Origin of the sequence: Niastella sp. (assembly GCF_045805085.1) — a bacterium.
Lineage (GTDB): Bacteria > Bacteroidota > Bacteroidia > Chitinophagales > Chitinophagaceae > Niastella.
The window spans coordinates 17,477-30,016 of record NZ_JBJMLX010000106.1 but is presented as its reverse complement, the minus strand read 5'-3'; the positions used below and the strand labels follow the sequence as shown (position 1 = coordinate 30,016).

10 protein-coding genes are annotated in these 12,540 nt (G+C 44.2%); 4 read left to right on the top strand and 6 right to left on the bottom strand.

Annotated elements, in window-relative coordinates; translation table 11 throughout:
- A partial coding sequence (locus ACJ751_RS05180) for a sodium:solute symporter (protein WP_407744310.1) occupies nt 1–1,305 on the bottom strand: 1,305 nt, incomplete at its 3' end.
- 261 nt (nt 1,306–1,566) lie between these two features.
- Here ACJ751_RS05180 and ACJ751_RS05175 point away from each other — a divergent pair.
- Nucleotides 1,567–2,106: a TIGR00730 family Rossman fold protein gene (locus ACJ751_RS05175; protein WP_407744309.1), complete on the top strand. Its 540-nt coding sequence runs from the start codon at nt 1,567–1,569 to the stop codon at nt 2,104–2,106.
- 25 nt (nt 2,107–2,131) lie between these two features.
- Here the strand turns inward: ACJ751_RS05175 and ACJ751_RS05170 are convergent, their stop codons facing one another.
- Nucleotides 2,132–2,713, bottom strand: a complete 582-nt coding sequence (locus ACJ751_RS05170; RefSeq protein ID WP_407744308.1) for a hypothetical protein — start codon at nt 2,711–2,713, stop codon at nt 2,132–2,134.
- 518 nt (nt 2,714–3,231) lie between these two features.
- On the opposite strand from ACJ751_RS05170, the gene ACJ751_RS05165 reads away from it, so the two are divergent.
- Together ACJ751_RS05165 and ACJ751_RS05160 are read left to right on the top strand one after the other, a co-directional pair.
- Complete coding sequence (locus ACJ751_RS05165; protein ID WP_407744307.1) at nt 3,232–3,633, top strand: response regulator; 402 nt, start codon at nt 3,232–3,234, stop codon at nt 3,631–3,633.
- A gap of 41 nt (nt 3,634–3,674) precedes the next feature.
- On the top strand, nt 3,675–4,751 hold the full coding sequence (locus ACJ751_RS05160) for a sugar transferase (RefSeq protein ID WP_407744306.1): 1,077 nt from the start codon (nt 3,675–3,677) through the stop codon (nt 4,749–4,751).
- Between the two features lie 346 nt (nt 4,752–5,097).
- On the opposite strand, the gene atpC is transcribed toward ACJ751_RS05160, so the two are convergent.
- Nucleotides 5,098–5,355: an ATP synthase F1 subunit epsilon gene (gene atpC / locus ACJ751_RS05155; RefSeq protein WP_407744305.1), complete on the bottom strand. Its 258-nt coding sequence runs from the start codon at nt 5,353–5,355 to the stop codon at nt 5,098–5,100.
- Between the two features lie 72 nt (nt 5,356–5,427).
- Nucleotides 5,428–6,927, bottom strand: coding sequence for a F0F1 ATP synthase subunit beta (gene atpD / locus ACJ751_RS05150; protein ID WP_407744304.1), 1,500 nt, complete (start codon nt 6,925–6,927; stop codon nt 5,428–5,430).
- Between the two features lie 339 nt (nt 6,928–7,266).
- Between atpD and ACJ751_RS05145 the strand changes: the two genes are divergently transcribed.
- The gene (locus ACJ751_RS05145) at nt 7,267–8,430 is read left to right on the top strand and encodes a hypothetical protein (RefSeq protein ID WP_407744303.1); all 1,164 of its coding nucleotides are present in this window, start codon (nt 7,267–7,269) and stop codon (nt 8,428–8,430) included.
- Between the two features lie 63 nt (nt 8,431–8,493).
- Here the strand turns inward: ACJ751_RS05145 and ACJ751_RS05140 are convergent, their stop codons facing one another.
- Nucleotides 8,494–9,426 (bottom strand): NAD-dependent epimerase/dehydratase family protein, encoded by a 933-nt coding sequence (locus ACJ751_RS05140; protein ID WP_407744302.1) that lies wholly within the window; start codon nt 9,424–9,426, stop codon nt 8,494–8,496.
- A gap of 51 nt (nt 9,427–9,477) precedes the next feature.
- Nucleotides 9,478–12,519 carry an efflux RND transporter permease subunit gene (locus ACJ751_RS05135; protein WP_407744301.1) on the bottom strand — a complete coding sequence of 1,014 codons (3,042 nt, stop codon included), beginning with the start codon at nt 12,517–12,519 and terminating at the stop codon, nt 9,478–9,480.
- Nucleotides 12,520–12,540: the final 21 nt, after the last annotated feature.

Sequence of the window (12,540 nt, the reverse complement as noted above, 5' to 3'; positions counted from 1 at the left end):
TCCCAACAGCGGCCCGTAAGTATACCCCGCCAGGTCAAGTATTTTATCGATGATACTACGGCTTCCTATCCGGTAAAAGATCATAATACAAATAAGGAATATCACGGTAAATGAAAGGTGTACAGTTAGTCTTAATTTCTTCTGTTGCTTTTCGGTAAGGTCGGTGCGACGTTTCAGGCCCAGTATATCTATACAAAAAGAAGAGGTCAGTGCAGTAAGCGCGCCATCGGCGCTGGGGAATAAAGCGCTGATCAAAGCAATAATAAAGATGATAGAGATAGCCTGCGGCATCATATGCAATGCCATTGTAGGAAATAGTTTATCGCCTATGATATTTTTGTTCTCAGCTATAAACTGCATTTGGGTGCCGGCCTGGCTATAATGTGCGCCATGGTCCAGCGCATACAGGTATAACAAACCACCCAACAACAGGAACAAAAAGTTTACCCCTGCACTCACCAGGTTAAAAGTGATCATATTCTTCTGTGAATCCTTCAGGGTTTTTACACTAATGTTCTTTTGCATCATTTCCTGGTCAAGCCCAAACATGGAGATGGTGATGAAAGCCCCGCCAATGATCTGCTTTAAAAAGAACCCACCACTTCGTGGATCTGTATTAAAAATGGTAGTGTATCCTTTTTCGGTAAGCGTTTGCATGGCTTCCCCTACTGAAATATGCATGTTATTTAAAATATACACCACTGTTGCCACCAGTCCTACCAGCATCAGGGTTGTTTGTAAGGTATCAGTATAAACAATGGTTTTTACTCCGCCTTCAAACGTATACAGCAAGATCATCAATAGAATAATAAGCGCAGTAACAACAAAGGGAACACCAAAGCTTTTTAAAATAAACTCCTGCAATACATATATCACCAGGAACAACCGGGCCGTGGCGCCAACGGTGCGGGAAATAATAAAGAACAGGGCGCCCGTTTTATAGGCAATGGTACCGAATCGCTTTTGCAGGTAATTATAAATGGAAGTAAGGTTCATTTTATAATACAGCGGCAACAGCACAAAGGCCACCACCAGGTAACCAAAGAAATAACCGATCACTACCTGGAAATAAGCAAAACCTTTATGCACATCACCCGCAAAATCACCTACTGTACCGGGTACCGATACAAACGTAACACCGCTCAGTGAAGTACCCACCATACCAAATGCCACTAGCATCCAGTTTGAATTGCGGTTACCTATAAAAAACGAATCGTTGTTCGAATTCCGGGAAGTAACCCACGCAACAACCAGCAACAAAACAAAATAACCGATCACAAAAGAGAACAACAGGGGTGCAGACATAATGTAATGATGATTAAACGGTTCATTAAAGTCGGATAAGTTATTGCGCTAAAAGCCTGAATAGAAGATGATTTGCGCTGCTGGGAGTTTTCATCTGATTAATTCCCCAATTAAATTCCGCTCATTGCTTCCCTTTCTCCCTGTTCAGACTTAGGGTCTGAAGGTAGCAAAAATGTGTTTTACTATTGCTGATAATCCATTTATCTTAGTGGCTGACAGGCATATTTTTAACAATCTATGCCGGTATTAAAAACAGCCAACATGAAGTTAGAATCGGTAGTAGTATTTTGCGGATCGAAGAACGGACAAAACCCCAATTATGTAAAGCACACGGCAGAACTCGGCAAGCTCATTGCCTTGTTAAACCTGCGTATGGTTTATGGGGGCGGTAAAGCCGGGTTAATGGGTGTAATTGCCGATTCAGTACTGGCCAATGGTGGTAAGGTAATGGGCGTTATTCCCAAAATTCTTACAGAATGGGAAAGCCAGCATACAGGGTTAACGGAATTATTTGTAGTGCCTGATATGCATACCCGAAAAAAGATGATGTATGAAATGGGCGATGCCGCCATCGTATTACCCGGCGGTTTTGGCACCCTTGACGAACTATTTGAAATGCTTACCTGGAATCAACTCCGCATCCACGACAAGAAAATATACATCCTGAACACCGATGGTTTTTATAATCACCTGCGGTTGCACTTACAACAATTGAAAAAAGAAGGCTTCCTGTATGAATTACCGGAAGAGCGGATCATCTTCTGTGATACTCCCGTAGAGATCTTTAATAAAATTGGTTAACTGGTGGGTGCGCCTACCAGCCTTTTTAAAATCCTATATTATAACCAAAATTAAAGAAGGCCCGGTTGCCATATGGGCTGCGCTCATTCTGTAACAGGTCGTAATTGGCCGTTACAATAAAATATCCCCTGCCGGCAGGGATCGCTGCACCTAATCCGCCTAATAAAGACGGAACGATCTTGTTAGGCAATTTTGCATCAGGCTCACCATTATAAAAATGATATTTCAACCAGGTATAGTTGGCTTCGGGTTGTACCTGTACGAAAATATATTCAATCGGGTAAAAGCGGCCGAAGACATTCAAACCCGTTACTCCATATTGTTCTTTATAGTTTTGATTGATATTGCCAAAATCATATTTATAGCTGGATAAAATAAAGTTTACGCCAGCTCCCGCAGCCAGGTAGCGGTTAAACCGGTAGCCAATTTGTGGCGATACATTTACCAGGGTTGAATAATTACCAAAGGCCAAACCAAAATTACCGCCAAAGAACAGTTTGCTTTTATCAAAACCTCCAACTTTAGTTCCTTCCTCCTCCCCATCCTGGGCCACAGCAACCACACTGCAAAGCGCAACCAAACAGGCAGCCAATAAATATTTCTTCATAGCCATTAATTTGCTGCAAATTAGTGAATGGGGAAATTCGCCAACAAGTTACTTCTGTTAAGATGTTGGTAATAGCGTAAAACACCATGTATATCAATCAATAAGATAAACCTTGGAATCATGTGGATAAATACTGCCAATTCACCCGTTTTTAGATAATTATCACTTATCGAACACATTATACCTGAATAATTATATTTATAGCTCACGTACCCACTCCGGGGTATTTGATTTATTGGGTTTTGTTATTACTTTTATTGTGTCCATCCATTGAAAGCCATAAGGATTAACCGTTTGTAGCTTATCAACACCACAAATCCTTGGAAATACTCCCCAAAACCTGATTAACTCCTAGCATGTGTTAATCTAACAATCCTGTAAAGCCGTTTTGTACCAATTGAACTTGATCCCTGGCAGCCATATCCCCTGCAATGTTATTTTCAATACCTGTGCGAACCGTACGTATCCATATGTCCTTGAGAAAACAAACTATTGTTTTCAGCAATTAACGTACGAGAATGAGAAGATGTATTCTGGCTATTGATGATAGCAAAGCAATAAGGTTCTTATTGCACACGGTACTTGGAAAAGATTACCAGGTAATTACCGCCCCCGATGCCTGTTCGGCCATGTTCTGGTTAGCGAAAAAGAATTTGCCCGATCTGATTATCGCCGACCCGCAATTGCCCGATGTGCAGGACTGGGAACTGATCGCCGAATTTTCGTCGAGCGCTCTTTACCGCGATATACCCCTGATTGTTTTGTCATCACTGGATAAAGATGTCACGGCGGCTAAATGCCTTAAATATGGTATAGCCGATCATTATACGAAACCCTTTAACCCGCTTGATTTAAGTGAAACAGTTCAAAAGCTCATGAGCAGGGTGGCTTCAAAATTGAATGAGAACGAAGTGAACTAAGCCGGCATTTTAACCGGGATTGAAAAACAAAAACTGATGGTATGGAACTAACGCTACCTACTAAAAAAATAATTAATACATACAAGCGCTATAGCTTGCCTGTAGAAAAAGAACCGACTGATATAAAAAAGTTGCAGTTCTTTTATATCGGTACGCAAACCCGTTATACCGAAAAGCTGCAGGAGTACTTCGAATTCGGTTATACTACAACCAGCGCTGCTAATGCTATTTATACTTTAAAGCGGCTGATGAAGAAAGCTGATGAGGTTACCATCCCTTCTATGGTGATTGCCGACGGAACGCTGGGAACGGAACACCTGGTAGAGCTGCATAAATTCATTTACAGCCATAAAATAATGGCCGATGTGCCTTTTATTGTTGAAGCAACAGGATTGGCGCCAGAGGAGTTAAACCGCTTTAAACGGTATGAGTTTATCGATGAGCTGTTATTCCTGAATGAATTTACCGCCCCAGCCCTGGTGCGCAAGCTGAGCTTTCTGCAAAGAATGAAACAGAAGCGGGTACAACAACCCGAAACCTGTAAGGTGGAAACTTCCTTCCGTCCGTATGCTAATGTAAAGGCTGTGGTGAAAAGAGGTCTGGATCTGTTGATCGCGGCTGTATTCCTGGCGGTATTAGGGCCTTTAATGCTGCTGATCGCCCTGGCGGTAAAACTCGATACGGGTGGACCGGTTCTTTATACAACGTTAAGGACAGGCCGCGGTTATCGCATATTCAATTTGTATAAGTTCAATACTATCATACAGGATGCTGCGAAGAAGAAAAGCGGCATTACGATCAGCCGGGTAGGTATGTTCCTGCGCAAGACCAGCCTCGATGAACTGCCCCAGCTGCTAAATGTATGCCTGGGAGATCTGTCGCTGGTTGGCCATCGGGCATTGCCGTTATACGAAGCAGAAAGACTTACCACTAATATCAACGCCCATCATTTTTTAGCTCCGGCTGGTCTTACCGGCTGGCAGGTACAGAAAAATGACCAGATGGTTATGCCGGTTGAAGCGCCTTTGGCGCCTGCAACAGACAAATCTGATCTGTTGTACGATATCTGGTTGATGGCCAACAAGCCTGCAGCTGCCATTCAAAAGACGAACGCCTGATTTACCTATGCACGATTTAATAAGCCCAATCCCCTGCCAACTGGTGGGGGATTTTCTTTGGGGGGCAGAGGGCAAAGGGCAAAGATGGCTCGCGGGATGTAACATTTCCCACTATTTTCATTTCTCACTCCTTTCATCTCTCGCCTCTTTATCAACGCTATCGACTCTTTCAACGCTATCAACTTCCAACTTTATTACCCGTAACCCTCTTCTACCTCGTTAACCAGTTAACTTGTTAACTCGTCAACTGATCAACTCATCAACTGCTCAACCCATCTCCCTTAAAAAAAATCCCCCGGTAAAACCGGGGGAAGTATAGTTGATTTCAGCTGAAAGTTTCTATTCTTTATCCTACAGTGGAAGCACCTTCTACCAGCACGGTAACTTTATTATTTACCACCTCAACAAAACCACTTTGGATATCATAAAAAGCCAGGTGATTGCTTTTATCTTTTAACACTTTTACCCTTCCGGATGCCAGTGCGCTTACCAGCGGCGCGTGTTTTTCAAGCACTTCAAACTTACCGGTTATACCAGGCAGTTGAACGCCATACACTTCACCACTGAACAGCTTTTTCTCCGGAGTTAATATTTCAAGGTTCATATTATGTGTTATATAGTGCTTGCCCGTCCGTAGCCTTGGCGAAGGCGGGTGCTAAAGTTGATAATTGGTTTATTAACCCTGGGCCTGCGCCAACAGCTTCTTACCTTTTTCGATGGCATCATCGATGCTACCAACCAGGTTGAACGCTGCTTCAGGATATTCATCTACTTCACCATCCATGATCATGTTAAAGCCGCGGATAGTTTCTTCGATGGGAACCAGTACCCCTTTCAAACCGGTAAACTGCTCAGCCACGTGGAAAGGTTGTGACAGGAAGCGTTGTACTTTACGGGCGCGGAATACGGTTTGCTTATCTTCTTCACTCAACTCATCCATACCGAGGATGGCGATGATATCCTGTAACTCTTTATAACGTTGCAGGATCAGCTTCACCCGGTTAGCGGTGTTGTAATGGGCGTCACCTACAATTTTCGCTGTAAGGATCCGGCTGGTAGAATCCAGCGGGTCAACCGCAGGATAGATACCTAAGTCTGCGATCTTACGGCTTAATACAGTAGTAGCATCCAGGTGGGCGAAGGTAGTAGCCGGAGCGGGGTCAGTTAAGTCATCCGCAGGTACGTACACCGCCTGTACTGAAGTGATTGAACCGTTTTTAGTTGAAGTGATACGCTCTTGCATCAGACCCATTTCAGTAGCCAGGGTTGGTTGGTAACCTACTGCTGAAGGCATACGTCCCAACAGGGCTGATACTTCAGAACCTGCCTGGGTGAAACGGAAGATGTTATCTACGAAGAACAGGATGTCGCGGCCTTTGCCTTGTCCATCACCATCACGATAATACTCAGCGATAGTAAGACCACTCAGGGCCACACGGGCGCGGGCGCCTGGAGGTTCGTTCATTTGTCCGAATACGAAAGTAGCTTTTGATTCGCTCAGTTCTTTCATATCCACTTTGCTCAGATCCCAGCCACCATGCTCCATGCTATGGATGAAATCTTTACCATATTTCATAATACCTGCTTCGATCATTTCACGCATCAGGTCATTACCTTCACGGGTTCTTTCTCCCACACCAGCAAACACTGATAAACCAGAGTATGCTTTCGCGATATTATTAATAAGCTCCTGGATCAATACGGTTTTACCCACACCAGCACCACCGAATAAACCGATCTTACCACCTTTTGCGTATGGCTCGATCAGGTCAATTACTTTAATACCGGTAAACAGTATTTCAGTAGCAGTGCTCAGGTTTTCGAATGCCGGGGGTTTGCTGTGGATAGGGCGGCCACCAGTTTTGGGTACAGCAGGTAAACCATCGATAGGATCGCCGGTTACATTGAACAAACGACCTTTGATAGCTTCACCAATTGGCATGGCGATAGCAGCGCCGGTATCTGTTACTACCATTCCCCGTACCAGGCCTTCAGTACCATCCATGGCAATACAGCGTACGCTGTCTTCACCAAGGTGTTGCTGAGCTTCCATTATCAGTACTTCACCATTTTGGCGCTTCAATTCAAGCGCGTTATAGATTTCAGGGAGTTTTCCTTCAAACTGCACGTCCACTACAGCACCGATAATCTGCTTGATCTTACCAACATTTGGCATAATATAGTTTGATTTTGCGTGAGCGTTTAATTAGGGTTTTGATTTACAACACTTTACCAGCGCTTTCAACCAAAATTTTCAATTTCGGCTGCAAAGGTAAGTGAACGAAGGATATTTTGACACTTTGAAGGCAATAGAATTTTTAACACAACACAATACCCAGCCGGCAGCTTTTAGTTGAAAATCAGGTTAGTTGCCGGTTTGCGCCATTTCTCCCTCTAACTTGGTGGCTTCCAACCCTCAACTGGCGCCCAATCTGGCATGCCATTTTCTTCATTACCGCTTTTTCGCTTTATTTGTACTTTGAATATGGACTATGCGATATCCTTATATCCAAACATGCAATTAACTGAAGTTACTACAGCCACAGCAGCCAAAGATTTCATCAGGGTCAATGTTGAACTAAACCAGTCCAACCCTAATTACATCCGTCCGCTCGATAAGGATGTGGAAGAAGTCTTTAACCGCGAAAAAAACAAGGCTTTCCGCCATGGCGAATGTACCCGCTGGGTTTTATATGACAATGAGGGTCAAGGCATTGGCCGCATTGCCGCTTTTGTAAACAAAAAGTACAAAAACAAAGGCGATGAGTTTCCTGTGGGCGGTATTGGCTTTTTCGATTGTATAAACGACCAGTTTGCCGCCGACATGCTTTTTGATGTGGCCAAACACTGGTTGTTGCAACGGGGCATTGAAGCCATGGACGGGCCCATTAACTTCGGCGAACGCGACCGGTGGTGGGGATTGGTTACCGAAGGCTTTCAGGAACCGCTGTATTGTATGAACTATAATCCGCCGTATTACAAAAAGCTTTTCGAAACCTATGGATTCCGCCCATTCTTCAACCAGATCTGCATTGGCCTGGATCCCAAGAAAAAACTCAGCGATAAACTGCACGAACGGCACGACCATTATGCAACCGCTGATTACCGGTGCATTCCCATCGATAAAAAGAAGATTGAGAAATTCGCCGCCGATTTTGCTTATGTATATAATAAAGCCTGGGCCGGCCATGGTGGGTTAAAGGAGATGAGGAAAGAACAGGTGATCCTGATGTTCAAAAAAATGAAACCGGTGATGGATGAACGCATCATCTGGTTCACCTATCATAAAGAAACGCCGATCGCCATGTTCATTAATCTGCCCGATCTGAACCAATGGTTTAAATACCTGAACGGGCAATTCAGCTGGTACCATAAGTTGAAATTCCTGTGGATCAAAAAAACCAAACCCTGTAAGAAATGTACCGGGCTGGTATTTGGCATTGTGCCTGAATTTCAGGGGAAGGGGATCGATGCGTATATGATCGTTGAATCGGGTAAGGTGATTCAATGGCAAACACCATATACCGAATATGAAATGCAATGGATTGGCGATTTCAATCCTAAAATGCTGAATGTTGCTGCCAGCTTAGGCGATACCTTCCGCAGCCGCGTGCTGACTACTTACAGATATTTGTTTGATAGAACAAGAGAGTTCAAACCACACCCGCATATTAGTTAACATTGAAAATCGAATGCTGAAGGATAAACACTCCAACATTCGACATTCAATATTCGACATTTATTATTGTTTAGTGGCCCAGTTCACGGTTTCCTTAATGCCATCCGAATACGACGTGGGCGTAAATCCAAACGCTTTATTGAACTTATCGGAGTTAAATAAATAGGGGCTTTCGTTCTGGTAATTCATTTCTTTTAATTCTTTCAATGTCCGGTCAAACAAACCGGCTAATGACAACATCCAATTTGAGATTACAGAAATGCCATCTGGTTTGTGCATGGCAGCCGCTGTTTGTTGTACAAACTGCCGACCGGTGATCGGTTCACTGGCCGTGGGCAAATGCCAGGTTTGGCCAAATGCCTCGGGTCTGTTTGCCAACAGGTACAATGCTTTTGCCGCATCGGGCACATAAGTTATGGAGTGTGGTTGATCGGCGCTGGCCAACCACTGGGCCTTCTTTCCCTTTAACAGATTCTGCACCACGAGCAGGTTCGGCACACTGGTCTTAAACCCGATAGGACCATAAAAATCTGCACAGCGGGCAATCAAGGCCTGCAGGTTGCCGGCTTTCGTTTCCTGTAACAACTGTTTGGCAATTGCCGCTCTTACTTTCCCTTTCTTACTACAGGGATTGAAAGGCGTTTCTTCCGTCATCCAGCCATTGACCTTCCCGTACATATATACGTTATCGAAGAATAGTAATCGCGCCCCGGTTTCTTTACAGGCATTTATCACATTCGTCATGATCACCGGCCATTGTGCACGCCATATGCGCAAATCGTAGGGCAACCCTATCAGTAAATAAACAACGGACGATCCTTTTATTGCCTGTAAAGTTTGTTCATAATTGGTAGCATCTGCCGCTACGCTTTCCACCCCAGGTACTGTTTTGGCAGTCCTGGACACTACCCGTACTTTTTCCTGTTTATTCAATAAAACCGGTAATAACTGATCGGCCACAGCGCCTCCGGCGCCAAAGATTGTGTGAATGTTCATAGTATAATGTTCAATTTATTTTAAATCCAAGCTTAATGTCCTTTATTCTAACTATTGCCCATCGATCTTAGGTGCTAACAATTTATATAATACCGGTGTAACTATTCTTGTCAACAAGGTTGAGCTTATCAACCCCCCAATGATAACCAATGCCAGCGGTGAATATAATGGATTATTTTCCATTACCAGCGGCAGCAATCCACCAATGGCCGTTAAGGTGGTAAGAATAATGGGCACAAACCTTGTTTCACCGGCTTCCTGTATGGCTTTGTCGAGACTCATTCCCTGTTTACGCAACTGATCGGTATAATCAACCAGCAAAATAGAGTTCTTCACTTCAATCCCGATCAACGCTATCAACCCGATCACCGCAACAAAAGAGAAGGTATTGCCCGTAGCCAATAACATCAACACGGCGCCGATAATTCCCAAAGGTATTACAGACAATACGATCAACGTGCCGCGGAATGTTTTAAACTCCAGGATCAGGGTTCCCAATATTCCGAATACAGTTATCAATACAATAGTGCCTAATCCGCCAAAGCTTTCCTGACTGGCTTCTACTTCACCGGCTGCTACATAATGCGAATTGGGCGGAAAATGCATGGCGTCAAGCTGCCTGATGATCCCCTCGGTTAATTTACCGGTATTAAAACCGCTTTGTACAAATGCAGTGGCTACGGTATAGCGGTCCTTATCGTAGTGTTTAATGGTAACGGGCGAAGTTTCGAAACGAATATCGGCCAGTTGGTTCAACGGAATAGAAGCGCCTTTTACACTGGTGACATATATTTTGCTGAACGCATCAAAGGTTTGGCGTTCGCCGCGGGGCAGGGTAACCGTGATATTGTATTCATCCCCGTTTTCTTTTCTGAAAGTACCAATGTTCAATCCTGCTACCGCCATGCGAATGGTACGGTCAATATCATTGATGGGCACGCCTAACAACCCGGCTTTCTCTTTATTCACTTTTACCTGCAGATCGGTTTTCAGGGTGGTCAGCTCATTGTTCACGTAAATGGTGCCGGGTGTTTTCTTCAGCATAGCTTCTACCTTAAAGGCCAGGCTGCGCAAAGTATCCAGGTCTTCGCTAAACAGGCGGATGGCTATCGGTGCTTCCACCGGCGGGCCCTGTTCAAAATCCTTTACCTCGATTTTCGCATTGGGATAGTGCCTGAATTTTATCCGCAGCTGATCGATCAGTTTTCTTTTTTCCGCAGGCGGTGTTTCTTTCAACTGAACAAACAATTGCGCATAGTTGCTTACTTCGTTTTGCGGGATCACATTGTAATAAATACGTGGGTTACCGCGGCCTACATTGGTGGCGTAATTCTTCAGGTCAGGGATACTGTTGATCTCTTTTTCCACGTACCGCGCTACCTGGTCGGTCGCCTGTAAACTGGTGCCTAATGGGGTTTCAATATTTATTAAGAACATTGGTTTTTCTGAAGCAGGGAATACACTAAACCCTACAACAGGCACCAGGGCCAGCGATCCTGCAAAGATCGCCAGTGCTATCAATAACGTAGTAACAGGACGGGTAATAGCGCTGTGTAATAACCGGCGATACGACCCACCAATGAACTTTTTCAATCCCCGCATGAACAGGTTGCCTTCGGGGTTTTCATGACTGCTTAAGATACGGCTCGAGAGGAACGGCACGATTGTAAGTGACACAAACAACGAAGCCAGCACGGTGGTTACTACAGCCGCGGGTAAACTGCGGATAAAATCTCCTGCACCCTCGGGCAGGAACATCAGCGGTAAAAAAGCAAAGATCAACGTAACCGTACAACCAATTACCGCCAGGCCTATTTGTTTGGTAGCCGCCATGGCTGCCTCCCGCCTGCTATAGCCCATACGCAAATAGCGCTCTATATTTTCAACTACCACAATACTATCATCAACCAGCAGCCCCAATGCTACCACCATACCTACAATACTCAACTGGTTTATGGTTATGCCAAACATATCCAGCAAAAACAAACCAATAGCCAGCGACAAGGGAATGGAGATCATTACTACAATAGAGGCGCGTACCCCTAATGGCAACAACGTTAATAACACCAGGAAGATGGCAATGGCGAAGTCGCGAGTAAAGCCGCCTAACCGGGTATGAACGCTTTTTGCATTATCAAAGCTTTGATCGAAGGCAATGCTTTTGGGTAACTCTTTCTGGAATTTTTCCAGCACAGGTTTTATTTGCTTCTCTACATCAAAGATGTTGGTACCCATTTTACGGCTGGCGGTTACAAATACACCACGTTTGCCATTCAGGCGGCCTATATAGGTTTGTTCTTCATAATTAAAATTAACCTCGGCTATATCTTTTACATAAACCAGTTTGCCATTTACGTTGCTGACAATCGTATTCTTTATTTCTTCTACGCTTTTATAATCGCCACTGGTTTTTATGTTGAACTTCTTCTCCCCCATTTCAATACTGCCACCGGGAATGTTCACATTTTCGCTTTGAATAGCGCCCAGCACTTTATTGAGCGGAATACCATACTGCGCCAGTTTTTCAAGCTGCAACGATACGCGAACCTGTTGCTGGGGAAATGCCCAGTTATCAACGTTCTTTAAAGTTTTAATTTTTTCCAGCCGTTCTTTTAAGGTCTTGCTCCATTCTTCCAGATCTTTATAGGGCGTGGTTTCGCTCATGAGGGCTATTTGCAGAATGTTTACATCGGCAGGACTGAACTTTAAAATATTGATATCGGTCACATCCCGTGGCAGTTGGGTTTTCAACGCATCTACTTCTCTTACCACATCCTGGTACTTTTTATCGGGATCGCTTTCATATTTAAACTCCACCTGTATTACGGCCAGGCCATCATCGATACGGCTGATAATACGTTTGATGTCATCCAGCTCGTTCATTCTTTTTTCAATGGGGTCAACCACCAGTTCTTCCATGTCTTTCGGACTGGTACCAGGATACACCACCACCAAACTAAAGGTGGGCGCCTGAAAATCGGGGTCTTCTCCCCGGGGCATATTCAACAGCGAATTAACGCCTATAGCAATCAGCATCACAAACACAATGAGTGTGAACTGATAATTTTTTACTGAGAAGTCAGTTATTTTCATAACAGCCTGATTTGAATTTGT

Bases quoted from the DNA above. Each gene is read 5' to 3' on its own strand.
- ACJ751_RS05140 (WP_407744302.1), bottom strand. From the start codon at position 9,426: ATGAACATTCACACAATCTTTGGCGCCGGAGGCGCTGTGGCCGATCAG.
- ACJ751_RS05175 (WP_407744309.1), top strand. From the start codon at position 1,567: ATGAAGTTAGAATCGGTAGTAGTATTTTGCGGATCGAAGAACGGACAA.
- ACJ751_RS05145 (WP_407744303.1), top strand. From the start codon at position 7,267: ATGCAATTAACTGAAGTTACTACAGCCACAGCAGCCAAAGATTTCATC.
- ACJ751_RS05170 (WP_407744308.1), bottom strand. From the start codon at position 2,713: ATGAAGAAATATTTATTGGCTGCCTGTTTGGTTGCGCTTTGCAGTGTG.
- atpD (WP_407744304.1), bottom strand. From the start codon at position 6,927: ATGCCAAATGTTGGTAAGATCAAGCAGATTATCGGTGCTGTAGTGGAC.
- ACJ751_RS05165 (WP_407744307.1), top strand. From the start codon at position 3,232: ATGAGAAGATGTATTCTGGCTATTGATGATAGCAAAGCAATAAGGTTC.
- atpC (WP_407744305.1), bottom strand. From the start codon at position 5,355: ATGAACCTTGAAATATTAACTCCGGAGAAAAAGCTGTTCAGTGGTGAA.
- ACJ751_RS05160 (WP_407744306.1), top strand. From the start codon at position 3,675: ATGGAACTAACGCTACCTACTAAAAAAATAATTAATACATACAAGCGC.
- ACJ751_RS05135 (WP_407744301.1), bottom strand. From the start codon at position 12,519: ATGAAAATAACTGACTTCTCAGTAAAAAATTATCAGTTCACACTCATT.